At 67.1% G+C, this 15,307-nt stretch carries 13 protein-coding genes; 10 read left to right on the plus strand and 3 right to left on the minus strand.

The annotated features are described in order from the left end of the window. Positions 1-20: 20 nt before the first annotated feature. Positions 21-725, minus strand: coding sequence for a TetR family transcriptional regulator (locus TY25_RS40980; RefSeq protein ID WP_052383389.1), 705 nt, complete (start codon positions 723-725; stop codon positions 21-23). 115 nt (positions 726-840) lie between these two features. On the opposite strand from TY25_RS40980, the gene TY25_RS34625 reads away from it, so the two are divergent. Beyond that, complete coding sequence (locus TY25_RS34625; protein ID WP_052383390.1) at positions 841-2,352, plus strand: MFS transporter; 1,512 nt, start codon at positions 841-843, stop codon at positions 2,350-2,352. A 349-nt stretch (positions 2,353-2,701) separates the two neighbouring features. Continuing rightward, entirely contained in the window at positions 2,702-3,919 is a 1,218-nt protein-coding gene (locus TY25_RS34630; RefSeq protein WP_029894971.1) for an NADP-dependent isocitrate dehydrogenase, read from the plus strand. A gap of 100 nt (positions 3,920-4,019) precedes the next feature. On the opposite strand, the gene TY25_RS34635 is transcribed toward TY25_RS34630, so the two are convergent. Then, a complete protein-coding gene (locus tag TY25_RS34635; RefSeq protein WP_042263505.1) occupies positions 4,020-4,910 on the minus strand; it encodes an NAD(P)-dependent oxidoreductase in 891 nt (296 codons plus the stop codon). A 127-nt stretch (positions 4,911-5,037) separates the two neighbouring features. Here TY25_RS34635 and TY25_RS34640 point away from each other — a divergent pair, with 127 nt between their 5' ends. The 3 genes from TY25_RS34640 (at position 5,038) to TY25_RS34650 (ending at position 8,211) form a co-directional block, all read left to right on the plus strand. Then, positions 5,038-6,036 (plus strand): GlxA family transcriptional regulator, encoded by a 999-nt coding sequence (locus TY25_RS34640; RefSeq protein WP_042263507.1) that lies wholly within the window; start codon positions 5,038-5,040, stop codon positions 6,034-6,036. Positions 6,037-6,347: 311 nt separating this feature from the next. Next, positions 6,348-7,514, plus strand: a complete 1,167-nt coding sequence (locus tag TY25_RS34645) for an MFS transporter (protein ID WP_042263508.1) — start codon at positions 6,348-6,350, stop codon at positions 7,512-7,514. A 52-nt stretch (positions 7,515-7,566) separates the two neighbouring features. Further along, positions 7,567-8,211 carry a TetR/AcrR family transcriptional regulator gene (locus tag TY25_RS34650; protein WP_042263510.1) on the plus strand — a complete coding sequence of 215 codons (645 nt, stop codon included), beginning with the start codon at positions 7,567-7,569 and terminating at the stop codon, positions 8,209-8,211. Between the two features lie 166 nt (positions 8,212-8,377). Here the strand turns inward: TY25_RS34650 and TY25_RS34655 are convergent, their stop codons facing one another. Further along, entirely contained in the window at positions 8,378-10,030 is a 1,653-nt protein-coding gene (locus tag TY25_RS34655) for a purine-cytosine permease family protein (RefSeq protein WP_042263570.1), read from the minus strand. Positions 10,031-10,427: 397 nt separating this feature from the next. On the opposite strand from TY25_RS34655, the gene TY25_RS34660 reads away from it, so the two are divergent. The 5 genes from TY25_RS34660 to TY25_RS34680 all read left to right on the plus strand — a co-directional run bounded on the left by TY25_RS34660 (position 10,428) and on the right by TY25_RS34680 (position 15,230). Beyond that, entirely contained in the window at positions 10,428-11,633 is a 1,206-nt protein-coding gene (locus TY25_RS34660; protein ID WP_014981867.1) for a lipid-transfer protein, read from the plus strand. 65 nt (positions 11,634-11,698) lie between these two features. Then, the gene (locus tag TY25_RS34665) at positions 11,699-12,136 is read left to right on the plus strand and encodes a type II toxin-antitoxin system Rv0910 family toxin (RefSeq protein ID WP_029894958.1); all 438 of its coding nucleotides are present in this window, start codon (positions 11,699-11,701) and stop codon (positions 12,134-12,136) included. After that, positions 12,133-13,011, plus strand: coding sequence for a MaoC/PaaZ C-terminal domain-containing protein (locus TY25_RS34670; RefSeq protein ID WP_042263512.1), 879 nt, complete (start codon positions 12,133-12,135; stop codon positions 13,009-13,011). The genes TY25_RS34665 and TY25_RS34670 overlap by 4 nt, the downstream gene beginning before the upstream one ends. Positions 13,012-13,064: 53 nt before the next feature. Further along, the gene (locus TY25_RS34675; RefSeq protein ID WP_042263515.1) at positions 13,065-13,943 is read left to right on the plus strand and encodes an SDR family oxidoreductase; all 879 of its coding nucleotides are present in this window, start codon (positions 13,065-13,067) and stop codon (positions 13,941-13,943) included. A gap of 27 nt (positions 13,944-13,970) precedes the next feature. Continuing rightward, on the plus strand, positions 13,971-15,230 hold the full coding sequence (locus TY25_RS34680) for an acyl-CoA dehydrogenase family protein (protein ID WP_042263517.1): 1,260 nt from the start codon (positions 13,971-13,973) through the stop codon (positions 15,228-15,230). Positions 15,231-15,307: the final 77 nt, after the last annotated feature.

A 15,307-nucleotide genomic window follows, 5' to 3' on the forward strand; every position in this document is an offset into this window, starting at 1 on the left:
CGCCCGCGCCCGCCGCAACCTCACCCCGTGGCGGCGCTACCGGTACCGCAGCACAGGCGCAGGAACTCGTCGAATGTCGTGGTGAAGGCCGCGCGCGAGGCCTGGGCCGCGGCCTCGAGATCGTCGTCGTCGAAGACTGCCTCCTGACATTCCATGCCGACGTGCCCGATCAACTGCCAGGCACCGAGGATGAGCCGTACCGGCAGTGCGTCGGGCGTGGTGTCGAGCCGCTCGGCGAGCACGCTCGCGATCGCGACGTTCTTGCTCTCGGCGTGGTCGATGCTGCGGGTGCTGACCGCCGCGCTGCTGCGCATGATCCGCCGCATCTGCTGGAACTGGCGGAAGGTCACCGGGTCGGTGCTGTCGTTCGTCGACGCGCTGTCGACGACCCGCAGGAACGCCTCGCGCAGCGCGTGCAGTTCGTTCCCGGTGCGCGGCAGCTCGCGCAGGGTTTCCGCGACCGCCGCGCCGAAGTCGACCACCGGCCCGAGGACGATGTCTTCCTTGCTCTCGAAGTACCGGTTGATGGTGCGCGGCGAGATATCGGCCGCATTGGCGATCTGTTCGATCGTGGTGGCGTCGAATCCCTGTGCGTCGCACAGGTTCAGGCCGACTTCGATGATGCGCAACCGCGTCTGCTGCTTCTTCCGCTCGCGCAGGCCGGGGTGGGGTTGCGGCGCGGGGGCCGCGGTGTTCGCACTCGTCGGCGTCGGTGACTCGAGCATGCGTCCATGCTATCGCAATCGGGCCGGATCGTGTCATTAACAGACAACTGTCGCGATCAGACATTTTTCTCTTGACGCCAAATGTCGCGCAATGTCAGGATGGCTCCACTTCGAAATGAGGGAGAAGACAGTGACCGACACTGCGACAGCGGTAGCAGTTCCAGAAAAACAAGGCAGTTCAGCGCGCTGGTTCGCCCTCGGCGTCATCGCGTTGGCCCAGCTCATGGTGGTGCTCGACGCCACCATCGTGACGATCTCGCTGCCCTTCGCGCAGCAGGACCTCGGCATCAGCGACGGCAACAAGCAGTGGATGCTCACGGCGTACACGCTGATCTTCGGCGGCCTGCTGCTGCTCGGCGGTCGGCTCGCCGACTACCTCGGCCGACGGCGGATCTTCATCGTCGGCCTGATCGGCTTCGCGGCCGCGTCGGCACTTGCCGGTCTCGCGCAGAACGGGGCCGAGATGTTCGCCGGCCGTGCCCTGCAGGGTGCGTTCGCGGCGTTGCTCGCGCCGGCCGCGCTCTCGCTGCTCTCGGTGACCTTCACCGAACCCGGTGAGCGGGCCAAGGCCTTCGGCCTGTTCGCGGGCATCTCCGCCGGTGGCGCCGCGCTCGGCCTGATCGCCGGTGGCGCGCTCACCGAATACGCCTCGTGGCGCTGGTGCCTGCTGGTGAACACCCCGATTGCGCTGCTCGCCCTGGTCGGCGCGCTGGCCTGGGTGGTCAAAGATGTGCCGACACCCCGGACCGGTGGCTACGACGTGCCCGGCGCGGTCACCGTCACCCTCGGTCTGATCGCGATCGTGTACGGCTTCAGCCGGGCCGCCGCCGACGGCTGGCTGGCGGGCAGCACGCTCGGCCTGCTGGTGGCCGGTGCCGCGCTGCTGACCGCGTTCGTCGCGATCGAGCGCCGTTCGGCGAATCCGCTGCTGCCGCTGCATATTCCGGGTGAGATCAACCGGGGCGGCGCGTTCCTCGCCGCGCTGCTGGTGCCGATCGCCATGTTCGCGATGTTCCTGTTCCTCAGCTACTACTTCCAGATCACGCTCGGCTACTCGTCGCTGAAGGCGGGCTTCGCGTTCCTGCCGTTCCCCGCGGGCATCGCGATCTCCGCGGGCGTGACCAGCGCGCTGCTGCCGAAGATCGGCCCGCGGCCGCTGATGGTGGCCGGCGCCGTGCTCGGCGTGCTCGGCCTGCTGTGGCTGGCCCAGCTCGGTTTCGGGGACGGCTACGCGACCAGCGTGCTGCCCGCGCAGCTGCTCATCGCGCTCGGCATGGGCCCGCTGTTCGTCGGCATGCAGACCGTCGCGCTGCATCAGGTGGAAGAAGCGGATTCGGGCGTGGCCAGTGCGCTGCTGAACGCGGCACAGCAGGTCGGCGGCGCGGTCGGCACGGCCCTGCTGACCACCATCTCGGTGCAGACGGCCAAGAGCTACGCCGAGAGCCACGCGCCGCTGGACAACCTGCTCGCCCGCGCTTCGATCCACAGCTACGACGTGGCGTTCTATGTCGGTGCCGGGTTCTTCCTCGCCGCCATCCCGGTGATCTGGCTGATGATCCGGGACCGGCCGGCGAACCTGATCGAAGGCGCCGACGACGCGGCGCGCCCGGTGCACGTCGGGGTCTGATCAACTGGATAACGACTCGGTCCGCGGATCGCCAGGCGGCGGTCCGCGGACCTATCGTGGGGGGCGCGGGCGACCTGCGCATTGCGCCGTAGCCACCGGTGCGCGGCGCCGGGGCCAACCGGCGAATTGCGCTGGGACCTACCAGTCAGTAAGTTCGTGGGGTTTCTCACTCGGGGGGCTGCCCGCACACCGCGAACGGCGGCAGCAGTACGCTTGTCTTGTTTGCACCACACGTCTCGCGGACAACGCGGGGCATATACGTTGTCTGTTGGAACAGCTGGGGTCCGCTCACAAGCGTGTTCGCCTGGCCGTGCAATGAGGGCACCATCCTAGGAGGACACGAAGATCCATGTCCAAGATCAAGGTTGAAGGCACCGTCGTCGAACTCGACGGCGACGAGATGACCCGGATCATCTGGCAGTTCATCAAGGACAAGCTGATCCATCCGTATCTCGACGTGAACCTCGAGTACTACGACCTGGGCATCGAGTACCGGGACAAGACAGACGACCAGGTCACCATCGATGCCGCCGAGGCGATCAAGCGCCACGGCGTCGGCGTCAAATGCGCCACCATCACGCCGGACGAGGCCCGCGTCAAGGAATTCGGCCTGAAGAAGATGTGGCGCTCGCCCAACGGCACCATCCGCAACATCCTCGGCGGCACCATCTTCCGCGCCCCGATCATCATCTCCAACGTCCCGCGCCTGGTGCCCGGCTGGACCAAGCCGATCATCATCGGCCGTCACGCGTTCGGCGACCAGTACCGCGCCACCGATTTCAAGGTGTACCAGGCGGGCACGGTCACCGTGACCTTCACGCCGGAGGACGGCAGCGAGCCGATTCAGCACGAGGTCGTGAAGATGCCCGAGGACGGCGGCGTCGTCATGGGCATGTACAACTTCAAGAACTCGATCATCGATTTCGCGCGCGCCTCGTTCAACTACGGCCTGCAGCAGAACTACCCGGTGTATCTCTCCACGAAGAACACCATCCTCAAGGCCTACGACGGCATGTTCAAGGACACGTTCCAGGACATCTTCGACGCCGAGTTCAAGACCCAGTTCGACGCGGCGGGCCTGACCTACGAGCACCGCCTCATCGACGACATGGTCGCATCCTCCATGAAGTGGGAGGGCGGTTACGTCTGGGCCTGTAAGAACTACGACGGCGACGTGCAGTCCGACACCGTGGCCCAGGGCTTCGGTTCGCTCGGCCTGATGACCTCGGTGCTGCTGACCCCGGACGGCAAGACCTGTGAGGCGGAGGCCGCGCACGGCACCGTCACCCGGCACTACCGTCAGCACCAGCAGGGCAAGCCGACCTCGACCAATCCGATCGCGTCGATCTTCGCCTGGACGCGCGGGCTCGAGCACCGCGGCAAGCTGGACAACACCCCCGAGGTGATCGGCTTCTCGCAGACCCTCGAGGATGTCGTCATCAAGACCGTCGAGGGCGGCCAGATGACCAAGGATCTCGCGCTGCTCGTCGGCGGCGATCAGGGCTACCTGAGCACCGAGGAATTCCTCGGCGCGCTGGACGCCAACCTGGCCCGCGCCCTGCGCTGACCAGCTGAATGTCCCGGCGCCGGCAGCGATTCCGGCGCCGGGGACGACTCTACGGGCACCCGCACCACACGGTGGTACGGGTGCCCGGACTGTTTTCCGGTCAGGCCGCGACGGTGTGGTCGCGCAGCACCGTGGCGGCGCGGGGGAAGTTCTCCGCGCCGAGACCGCGTTCGACGCTCACGTCGAGCAGGCGCTGCAACGGGTCCAGCAGGTCGGTGGGCACGCCTTGCTCGCGACTCACGCCGCGGATCGTTTCCAGCACCGAACCCATCTCCGCGATGCTCGCGAAGGTCGGTGCGAACTCGTCCGCGTCGATTTCGGCGGCAAGGGCCGGTAGCACGTCGAGCAGCGCACGCAGCCAGGGCACCAGGAAGTCGGCGGTGAGCCCGTGCACGGTGGCCGGTGTGCCGCCGAGCATCGCCGCCGCGTGGAAGAAACCGCCGAACAGCCCGTACATGCCCGCGAGCACCGCCATGTCGTGTAGGGCCGCCAGGCCGGTGTCGGCGCCGAGATAGGTTGTGGCACCCAGCTCGGCGATCGCCGAGCCGTGCGCGTCCGCGGCTTCGGCCGACCCGCTGTAGGGAACGAGCGTGGCCGCGGTGCCCACCGTCGCGGGCATGCCGAGAATCGCACCGTCGAGGAAGTGCCCCTGCTGCTCGGCGATCCACGCCGCGAGCGCGCGGGCGTCGTCGGGACGGCCCGTCGAGACGTTCAGCACCGTGCGTCCCGCCAGTGCGCCGGGAACGGTCTCCAGCAGCGCCGCCACGCCAGGGGTGTCGACGTGCGAGACGATGATCAGTTCGCTCGCCGTGATCGCGTCGGGGAGCGTCGCGGCGCGGCGCACACCCAGCTCGTCCAGCTGCGGCGCGCGGCCCGGCGTCCGATTCCACACCGTCGTCGGGTAGCCGGCGGCCAGGTAGCGTCCGGCGATCGCCGAGCCCATCCGCCCGAGTCCGAGCACCGTTATCCGCGTGCGCTTTTCGCTGGTCATGCGTTTCCTCCGTAGATCTGTGCGGGTGTCGGGTGGGCGCCCGCGTCCCAGTCTTCGCGTTCGGGTCGCGTCGCACGAGTGGCAGGACTGACCGTCGGCGCACGCTTCCTGCCATATCCTGGGCGGCATGACCGGCCGCACCGTCGCCATCGCCGTCACGCCCGGTGCGATGCATCCCTGGGATCTCTACGAACTCGGCGTGCTCGCCTCGATTTTCGGCACTCCGCAGCCCGGTATCGCCGACGACTGGTACGAGCTGCGGATCTGCTCGGTCCTGCCGGAAACGGCCGAGTCGGCGATCGGGCACGGCGCCTTCCTGCGCGCCGAGTACGGCGTGGCCGAACTGGTCGCCGCCGACACGGTTTTCATCCCGTCGATCGCCTACGACTGCACGACCGACAACCGCCCGGTGCCGCCCGAACTGATCGATGCCCTCGCCGCGGCGCACCGGCGCGGCGCACGGATGGTCGCGCTGTGCAGCGGCACTTTCGTGCTGGCCGCCGCCGGTCTGCTCGACGGCAGGCGAGCCACCGTGGGCTGGGAGCACGCCGCGATCCTGGCTCGGCGCTTTCCCGCCGTCGAAGTGGACGGATCGGCGCTCTATGTGGACGACGGGGACATCCTCACCAGCTCGGGAATGACCGCCGCGCTGGATCTCTCGCTGCATCTGGTGCGCCGCGATTTCGGGGCGGCCGTGGCGAACCGGCTGGCCAGGCGGTTGATGGTGCCGCCGAATCGAGCCGGGGGGCAGGCCCAGTTCGTCGACCTGTCCGTCACGGCGCGGGCCGCGGCCGATCTCGGGCCCGCGCTCGAATGGGCCCGCGCCCACCTCGGCGAGCCGCTCACCGTCGACCAGCTCGCCGCCCGCGCCGCCATGAGCCCGCGCACCTTCCATCGCCGCGTACAGCAGTCGATCGGGGTGACCCCGAAACAGTGGTTGCTGACCCAGCGCTTGGCCCGCGCACAATCGCTGCTCGAATCCACCGATCACCCCATCGGCCGGGTCAGCCGGATGTGCGGTCTCGGCACCGCCGCCAACCTGCGCAGACACTTCGCCGCCGTAGTCGGCGTGACACCCGCGGAATACCGCCGCACCTTCGAACTCCGCGAACCCCCTGCGGCGTGAATTGCTCGTCGGCGGAATCGAACCGGGGCCGGGATGACGCCGCGCACATTCGGCGGGGGCGTCGGGCGGTGCGCTCGGGGTACGCGAGTGTTTCCGAATGAAAATTGCCAGGTCGAATGGCCGGACCGTCCAAATTGGGCGATTTTTCCTGCTGACCTGCATGTTTTCTCGATCTAAAGGTGTTTCAACTCACGTTTACTCGGGAAGCGAAACCGCCGCGGGAGGCGTTTCATGAATACGTGACCACCCCACTCGCCACCCAGGTACCCGCACGCCCCGAGGCTGAGCGGACGAGCTGGCATATTCCGGCCATGCTCGCGCTGGCTCTCGGCGGATTCGGCATCGGCACAACAGAATTCGTCACCATGGGCCTGCTGCCCAATATCGCCCACGCGATGGGCGTCTCCGAACCGACCGCGGGACACGCCGTCTCCGCGTACGCGCTCGGGGTGGTGATCGGTGCGCCGGTCATCGCCGCGCTGTGCGCGCGGGTGTCCCGGAAGAAACTGCTCATCGCGTTGATGGCGGCGTTCACGCTGGGCAACATCGCGACCGTGCTGGCGCCGAGCTTCGGCACGCTGGTGGCCGCGCGGTTCGTCTCCGGTCTGCCGCACGGCGCGTACTTCGGCGTCGCCTCGCTCGCCGCCGCCACCCTCGCTCCGGTGGGGCAGCGCGCGAAAGCGGTCGCCGCGGTTATGCTCGGGTTGAGCGCCGCCAATGTCGTCGGCGTTCCTGCTGCGACCTGGCTCGGCCAACATCTCGGCTGGCGCGACGCCTACGTCGTGGTCGCCGTGATCGGGCTGGCGACCGTCGCCGCACTGATCAAGTTCGTCCCGGAACTCACCGGGATCACGATGACCAACCCCGTCACCGAACTCGGCGCGCTGCGTCGTCCCCAGGTACTGCTGACCCTGCTGGTCGGCGCGATCGGCTTCGGCGGCATGTTCGCCGTGTACACCTACATCACCACCACGCTCACCGGCGTCGCCGGCATGTCCGCCGGCCTGGTTCCGCTGGTGCTGATGCTGTTCGGCGTCGGCATGGTGGTCGGCAATATCGTCGGCGGTGTGCTCGCCGACCGCGGCGTGGATCGCGCGATCTACTTCGCCATGATCGGTATGGCCGTCATCCTCGCCGCATTCGTTGCGGCGGCGCACAATCCGTACACCGCGGCGATCGGTGCGTTCCTGGTCGGCGCGAGTGGCGCCTCGCTCGCCCCCGGCTTGCAGACCCGGCTGATGGATGTGGCGCACGAGGCGCAGACGCTGGCCGCCGCGTTGAACCACGCCGCGCTCAACATCGCCAACGCCGCGGGCGCCTGGCTGGGCGGCGCCGTGATCGCGGCCGGGCTCGGGTACACCGCGCCCGCCATGGTCGGCGCGGGCCTCGCCGTGATCGGCGTGGTGTTGTTCGCGATCACCGTCTGGGCGGCTCGCCGGGACGCGCGCCTCGTCGCGGCGGCAGCCCTGATCGCCTGACGGCGCGCTGCACTTGAACATACAGAGCTGTATGTAAGTGTAGAATCGCCGGATGGCCAGGATCGAAGTCGCGAAACCGCAGCGCCGCACCCAGGAACAGCGCAGCACCGAGATGCGCACGCGGTTGCTCGATGCGACCATCGACTGTCTGGTCGAGTACGGCTACGCGGGCACGACCACACCGCGGGTCGCCGAACGCGCCGGCGTCACCCGCGGTGCGCAGGTGCACCACTTCGGTTCCAAGACCGACCTGGTGGTCGCCGCGATCAGCCACCTCGCGCAGCTGCGCGCCGAGACCGCGATGCGGGAGATGGCCAAGGTCGAGCGCGGTGACGACCCGGTCGGCGCGGCGCTGGAGTTCCTGTGGGAACTGCATCAGGGTCCGCTGTTCATCGCCACCGTCGAACTGTGGGTGGCGGGCCGCACCGATCCCGTGCTCGCCGCCGCGATGGAGAAGGTCGAGCCGTTCGTCAACAACGCCGTCCTGATGGCCGTCGCCCGCTTCGTCCCCGACGAGATCCGCCGCAAGGAAGCCCGCGATTTCATCTACACGGCCATGGACGCCCTGCGCGGCATCCTCGTCTCCAACTTCATCGACCCCGACAACGAACGCGCCCAACGTCGTTGGCGTCGTGCCACCGCCCACCTGCACGACATCGCCGCCGCGGCATTGGCCGGCGTTCGCACCGCAGACTGAAGCGCGGCGACTATTCGCCGCACAGTGCCAGGGCCAGCAGCTCGGACTCCTGCTAGATCATGGCCGAAGATCATCGTCGCCGACGCGCCTGACCGATAACGCCGTCGGCGGGACGGGACCGTGCGGCAGGTGCTGCCGCACGGTCCCGTCCCGCTCGACGAGGTCGTCAGTGCTGGCGGGGGAGGAGGTGGTGGCCGGGTTTGTCGGTGGACAGGGCCAGCGAGCTGATGTACTGGATCTCCCCTTCGGGGCCGGGGGTGGCCGAGGCGATCATGTCGGGGCGCTCGAATTCGAGGCCTGTGACATGGCAGGTGAGGGTCTCGCCGGAGGGGTTGCCGTGCTCGTCGAACATCGGCAGATCGATGCCGTCGTCGCTGCGCCGCAGGTAGTACTTGCCCTTGGTGGCGACCGCGGTCAGCGGGGTGGCGAGGAACGCGACGACCACCGCGACGATCGGGGAGTACGGCTTCAGCAGCTCACCGAACAGCCCGAAGAACGTCATGATCGAGAGCACCGCGGACAGCCCGAAGCCGACCAGGCCGACCGGGTTGAAGTCGTACAGCATGCCGCGCCGGAACTCCGGTTGCTTCGGCGAGATCTTCAACAGGTACTTGTTGACCGCGATATCCGTTGCGACGGTGACGATCCAGGCGATGCCGCAGTTGGCGTAGAAGCCGAGGATGTTGTTGAGGAAGTCGAACATGTTGGCTTCCATCAGGATCAACGCGATCACCAGGTTCACGCCGAGGAAGATCAACCGCCCCGGGTAGGTCTTGGTGACCCGGGTGTAGGAGTTGGTCCAGGCCAGCGAGCCCGAGTACGCATTCGTCACATTGATCTTGATCTGGCTGATCACGACGAGCACGACGGCCAGCGTCATGGCCAGCCAGCCCGGCACCATATCGCGGTAGATCTCCAGGAACTGGTGCACCGGCTGGTTGGCGATCCCCTGTGCGGCAGGCACATTCGCGATCAGGTACACCGCGAGGAACAGTCCGACCACCTGCTTGAGCGCGCCGAAGACCACCCAGCCGGGCCCGGCGAGCAGCATCCAGCTCCACCATTTGCGAGCGTTCTCCGGCGTACGCGGCGGCATGAAGCGCAGGTAGTCGATCTGCTCGGCGATCTGGGCGATCAGTGACAGGCAGACGCCCGCCGCCAGCAGCGTGCCGGAAAAGCTGACGCCGGAACCGTTTTCGCCGCCGTAGGCGAAGAACGAGGACACCGAGTCGGGGTGGCGCACGAGCAGGAACCCGAACGGCAGCACCATCAGCAGCAACCAGAGCGGCGTGGTCCACACCTGCAGCTTGGCGAGGGTGTTCATGCCGTAGATGACCAGCGGGAAGATGATCAACGTCGAGGCCAGGTAGCCGAGCCACAGCGGTACGCCCAGGCCGAGTTCCAGCCCCTGGGCCATGATCGAGCCTTCGAGCGCGAAGAAGATGAACGTGAACGAGGCGAACACGATATTGGTGATGACCGACCCGTAATAGCCGAATCCGCTACCGCGCGTGATCAAATCGAGGTCGATGTTGTAGCGCGCCGCGTAATAGGCGAGCGGGAAGCCGGTCAGCATCACGACGACGGCGAACAGTCCGATCCCGAGCAGCGCGTTCCCGGTGCCGTTGGCGATGCCGATGTTCGCGCCGATGGCGAAGTCGGCCAGGTACGCGATGCCACCGAGGGCGGAGATGCCGACGACGGCCGGGCTCCATTTCCGGTAACTCCGTGGCGCGAACCGCAGGGTGTAGTCCTCGAGTGTTTCTTTTGCTGCGGCGATCCCGTCGGAATTCGACGACCGGGTATCGAGCTCGACCACGTTCTTCTCCTCATGTTCGCACTGACGATCTGCGACGTGTCGACCGTCGTACACGGTTGTGGACGATGAATTTCCGGACCATTACGCGGCTGTTACGACCGCCGAGACGGTGAATTGGGTCACAGCAGTCGCTTCGGAGTACTGCGGCGGCCGCTCGAACCGGTCCGGATATCAGCACGAACTGGCAATACATACACCTCCGACGGTATGTCGTAGAGGCGTGTCCGGCGGCAGGGAAACGCCTATATGGAACCGCGGGTACCGGTGACAACCTTGCGCACTTACATACATCTTTGTATGTTTGTTTCAGCTCGATCCGGACGGATCGGTCAGCGTCGTCCGCCAGCGGGCGGTACCCGGCGGGGGCCGCCGGGCTAGGCACTATCTGAGGAGTTCGATGGCGAACAAGGTTTACGTCGTCGGCGTCGGCATGACGAAGTTCGAGAAGCCGGGCCGCCGCAAGAACGAAGACGGGACCGACTGGGACTACCCGGACATGGCGCGGGAGTCCGGGACCAAGGCGCTAGCCGATGCGGGCATCGCCTACGACCTGGTAGAGCAGGCCTACGTCGGCTACGTGTACGGCGAATCCACGTCCGGTCAGCGCGCGGTCTACGAACTCGGCATGACCGGTGTCCCGGTGGTGAACGTCAACAACAACTGTTCCACCGGCTCGACCGCGCTCTACCTTGCGGCACAGGCGATTCGGGGCGGGCTGGCCGAGTGCACGCTGGCGCTCGGCTTCGAGAAGATGCAGCCGGGCTCGCTCGGCTCGACCTGGGACGACCGCGAACAGCCGATGGCCAGGCACATCATGGCGCTCGCCGAGATCTCCGAGGTGCTGTTCCCGGTGGCGCCGTGGATGTTCGGCGCGGCCGGCCGCGAGCACATGAAGCAGTACGGCACCACGGCCGAGCACTTCGCCAAGATCGGCTACAAGAACCACAAGCACTCGGTGAACAACCCGTACTCGCAGTTCCAGGACGCGTACTCGATGGACGACATCCTCGGCGCGCGCATGATCTACGACCCCCTCACCAAGCTGCAGTGCTCACCGACCTCGGACGGTTCCGGCGCGGTGATCCTGGCCAGTGAGGCGTTCGTGGACAAGCACAACCTCGCCGCGCAGGCGGTCGAGATCGTCGGCCAGGCGATGACCACCGACTTCAAGTCCACCTTCGACGAGACCGCCAAGAACCTCGTCGGCTACGACATGACCGTGCAGGCGGCCCGCAAGGTCTATGAGCAGGCCGGTCTCGGCGCCGAAGACTTTCAGGTCATCGAGCTGCACGACTGCTTCTCGGCCAACGAGCTGCTCACCTACGAGGCGCTGGGTCTCTGTGGCGAGGGCGAAGCCGGAAAGCTGATCGACGACAATCTGACCACCTACGGCGGCAAGTGGGTGGTGAACCCCTCCGGCGGCCTGATCTCCAAGGGACATCCTTTGGGCGCAACGGGTTTGGCGCAATGCTCCGAACTCACCTGGCAGCTGCGCGGCACCGCGGACAAGCGGCAGGTCGACGGCGTCACCGCCGCGCTGCAGCACAACATCGGTCTCGGCGGCGCCGCGGTCGTCACGGCCTACCAGCGCGCCGACCGCTGAGCCGGACCGTCACCGAACATCCGACCGCTGAACTCGCACAACACATCTCGACGAGGAGTCAACACATGGGACACATCGAAGCCACCAAGGACGTCAACGCCACCCCCGATGCCCTCTGGGCGGTCGTCTCCGACCCGCAGACCTGGGACAAGTGGTTCACCATCCACGAGCGTTTCATGGAGGAGCCGCCCGCCGTGCTCACCGAGGGCGCCAAGCTCGTCGCCAAGATCGTGATGCTCGGCATGGCGAACAAGCTGGAGTGGACCGTCGTCTCCGTCGCGCAGCCGTCCAAGCTCACCCTCGGCGGCACCGGAATGGCCGGTGTGAAGACCGAGTTCACCTTCGACATCCAGCCCAAGGGTGACGGCGGCAGCACCATCCTGGTGTCCGGCGACTTCGAGGGCGCGCTGATCAAGGGCGCGCTCGGCAAGGCGGTCGAGAAGGACGGACTCAAGCAGCTGGACAAGTCCCTCGAGCAGCTCGACGCGCTGGCCTCGGCATGACCGCCGAGACCGCCGCGGCGCGGCTGGTCGAGTTCGACGACGCGGGCCTGGAAACCTGGTGTGACGACGAGCGTTTCGAGGTCACCGGCGAACGGATCGGCGAATACGCCGCGGCCACCAACGATCCGATCGAGGCGCACCTCGCGGGCCGGGTCGCATCGCCGATCTTCGCCATCGTGCCGGTGTTCGAGGCGATGATGATGCCGGTGATCGATGTCGCGCCGATGGACATCTTCGGCCGGGTTGTGCACGGCGAGCAGGACTTCCACTTCCACCGGGCCATCCAGCCCGGCGACAAGCTGGTCTCGCGGGCCAAGGCGACCGGATACACCAGCCGGTCCAACGGCACGACCATCACTATCCTCATCGAATGTCGCACCGAGGAAGGGGAATTGGTCAACGAGCAGTACCTGACCGCCTTCTTCCGCAATATCGACGCCGGCAAGTCGGTCGGCACGGCGGCGCCGGCGCACAAGTTCGACGAGAGCCTGCGCGCGCAGCCGCCGGTGGCGGTCGTGGCCCAGCACGTGGACGACGACCAAACCTTCCGGTACTCACCGGCTTCCGGTGATCCGGTGCCGCTGCACCTCGACGAGCAGGTGGCCAAGGATGCCGGGCTGCCCGGCATCATCGCGCACGGCCTCTGCACCATGGCGTTCGCGTCGTGGGCGGTGCTCACCGAGGTGGGCGGTTCGGATGTCAACCGGCTGAAGCGATTCGCCGTGCGGTTCGCCAAGATGGTCTTCCCGGGCGACGACCTGGAAACCCGCATCTGGCAGGTCGGCTCCGCCGACGGTGTCACCACCTACGCGTTCGAAACCGTGCGCGGCACGGACGTGGTGCTCAGCGACGGGCTCGCCGAGATCGCGGACTGAGCGAAAACCCTTACCAGGTCGCACAATTCATCTTCAGGAAAAAGGAGACATCGATGGGTGCACTCGAAGGTCGAGTAGCCATCATCACCGGCGCCGGGCGCGGCATCGGCCGCGAGCACGCCCTGCTGTTCGCCCGGGAGGGCGCGGCCGTGGTCGTCAACGACCTCGGCGGCAGCAACGAGGGCGAGGGCACCGACACCACGCCCGCGCAAGAGGTCGCGAACGAGATCGTCGCCGCGGGCGGCAAAGCGGTGGCCAACACCGACAACATCGCCACCTGGGACGGCGCGAAGCGGGTAGTCGACCAGGCCGTCGCCGAGCTCGGTGGGCTCGACATCGTGGTCAACAACGCGGGCATCCTGCGCGACGCGTTCATCGCCGGCATGGACGAAGCGCAATGGGACGCGGTGATCGCGGTGCACCTCAAAGGCCACGCCGCCGTGCTGCACCACGCCGCCGCCTACTGGAAAGACCAGAGCAAGGCCGGCAACCAGCCCAACGCGGCGGTGATCAACACCGCGTCCGCCTCCGGCACCACGGTGCCCAACGCCGGCCAGGGCAACTACGGCGCGGCCAAGGCGGGGATCGCCGCGCTGACCCTCGTCGCGGCCGACGAACTCGCTCGCTACGGCGTACGCGTCAACGCCATCGCGCCGATCGCGCGCACCAGGCTCACCCTCGCCACGCCGGGCATGGGCGCGATGATGGCCGCCGAGGCCGACGAGGTGGAGGAGGGCGGCTTCGACGCCTTCAGCCCCGCCAACATCTCGCCGCTGGTGGCCTACCTGGCCTCGGACAAGTGCCCGATCACCGGCAAGGTGTTCGCGGTACAGGGCGGCGCCATTTCCGAGCTGGCCGGTTGGCACGATGTGAAGACGATCGAGACCGACGGGCCCTGGCTGATCGACGACATCTCCGCCCGGCTGCCCTGAGCTCGCCGCAACGTTAGGAGAACAACGATGTTCGAATGGTCCGAGACCGATCTGCTGATCCGCGATGCCGTGCGGACGTTCATCGACAAGGAGATCCGGCCCAACCTGGACGCCCTGGACAGCGGCGAGCTGTCGCCGTACCCGATCATCCGGAAGCTGTTCAGCGAGTTCGGGATCGATGCGATGGGCGAGGAAGCGGTGACCAAGCTGCTCGCCAAGCAGGAGGCGAAGGAAGCGGCCATCGCGGCGGGCGAACCGAAGCCGGAGAAGAAGGAGAAGTCTTCCGGCGGTAGCCCGTTCGCCGGGCAGGAATCGCTGATGGCGGTGCTCATCGGTGAACTGTCCGGTGTCTGCATGGGCGTGGTCACCGCGCTCGGTGTCAGCATCGGTCTCGGCGCCACCACCATCATGTCGCGGGGCACGCTGGCCCAGAAGCAGCGCTGGCTCACCGACATCGTGACCATGAAAAAGGTTGCGGCGTGGGCCATCACGGAGCCGGACTCCGGGTCCGACGCGTTCGGCGGCATGAAGACCTACGTCAAACGCGACGGCGAGGACTACCTGCTCAACGGGCAGAAGACCTTCATCACCAACGGTCCCTTCGCCGACGTGATGATCGTCTACGCCAAGCTCGACGAGGGCGACGGCGCCGACAAGCGCGAGCGCAAGGTGCTGACCTTCGTGCTGGACAAGGGCATGGAGGGCCTCACCCAGGGCAAGCCGTTCAAGAAGATGGGCCTGCACGCCTCGCCCACCGGTGAGCTGTTCTTCGACAACGTCCGCCTCGGCCGGGACCGGCTGCTCGGCGAAACCGAGGAGCACAAGGGCGGCGACGGCAGGGAAAGCGCGCGGTCCAGCTTCACCGCGGAACGGGTCGGCGTCGCGTTCATGGCGTTGGGCATCATCAACGAATGCCACCGGCTCTGCCTGGAATATGCCAAGAGCCGCAAGCTCTGGGGCCAGGAGATCGGGCGGTTCCAGTTGGTGCAGCTCAAGCTGGCCAAGATGGAGATCGCGCGCATCAACGTGCAGAACATGGTGTTCAACACGCTGGAACGGGGCCGCGCGGGCAAGCCGCCGACGCTGGCCGAGGCCTCGGCGATGAAGCTGTACGCGTCCGAGGCGGCCACCGAGGTCGCCATGGAGGCGGTCCAATTGTTCGGCGGTAACGGGTACATGACCGAGTACCGCGTGGAACAGCTTGCGCGCGACGCGAAGTCGCTGATGATCTACGCGGGCAGCAACGAGATCCAGGTGACCCACATCGCCAAGGGTCTGCTGGCCTGACAGCTCGTCGTTCGGGGCGCACCACAACGGCGTGTGCGCTCCGAACGTGCTGTGCCGTTGCAACGCCGTTGTCCCGG

Source organism: Nocardia brasiliensis NBRC 14402 (assembly GCF_000308475.2).
In the GTDB taxonomy this organism is placed as follows: domain Bacteria; phylum Actinomycetota; class Actinomycetes; order Mycobacteriales; family Mycobacteriaceae; genus Nocardia; species Nocardia brasiliensis.

Coding starts and splice junctions, on each gene's coding strand:
- TY25_RS34650 (WP_042263510.1), top strand. CDS start 7,567: ATGGCCAGGATCGAAGTCGCGAAACCGCAGCGCCGCACCCAGGAACAG.
- TY25_RS34675 (WP_042263515.1), top strand. CDS start 13,065: ATGGGTGCACTCGAAGGTCGAGTAGCCATCATCACCGGCGCCGGGCGC.
- TY25_RS34660 (WP_014981867.1), top strand. CDS start 10,428: ATGGCGAACAAGGTTTACGTCGTCGGCGTCGGCATGACGAAGTTCGAG.
- TY25_RS34665 (WP_029894958.1), top strand. CDS start 11,699: ATGGGACACATCGAAGCCACCAAGGACGTCAACGCCACCCCCGATGCC.
- TY25_RS40980 (WP_052383389.1), bottom strand. CDS start 725: ATGCTCGAGTCACCGACGCCGACGAGTGCGAACACCGCGGCCCCCGCG.
- TY25_RS34680 (WP_042263517.1), top strand. CDS start 13,971: ATGTTCGAATGGTCCGAGACCGATCTGCTGATCCGCGATGCCGTGCGG.
- TY25_RS34670 (WP_042263512.1), top strand. CDS start 12,133: ATGACCGCCGAGACCGCCGCGGCGCGGCTGGTCGAGTTCGACGACGCG.
- TY25_RS34630 (WP_029894971.1), top strand. CDS start 2,702: ATGTCCAAGATCAAGGTTGAAGGCACCGTCGTCGAACTCGACGGCGAC.
- TY25_RS34635 (WP_042263505.1), bottom strand. CDS start 4,910: ATGACCAGCGAAAAGCGCACGCGGATAACGGTGCTCGGACTCGGGCGG.
- TY25_RS34640 (WP_042263507.1), top strand. CDS start 5,038: ATGACCGGCCGCACCGTCGCCATCGCCGTCACGCCCGGTGCGATGCAT.
- TY25_RS34625 (WP_052383390.1), top strand. CDS start 841: ATGAGGGAGAAGACAGTGACCGACACTGCGACAGCGGTAGCAGTTCCA.
- TY25_RS34645 (WP_042263508.1), top strand. CDS start 6,348: ATGCTCGCGCTGGCTCTCGGCGGATTCGGCATCGGCACAACAGAATTC.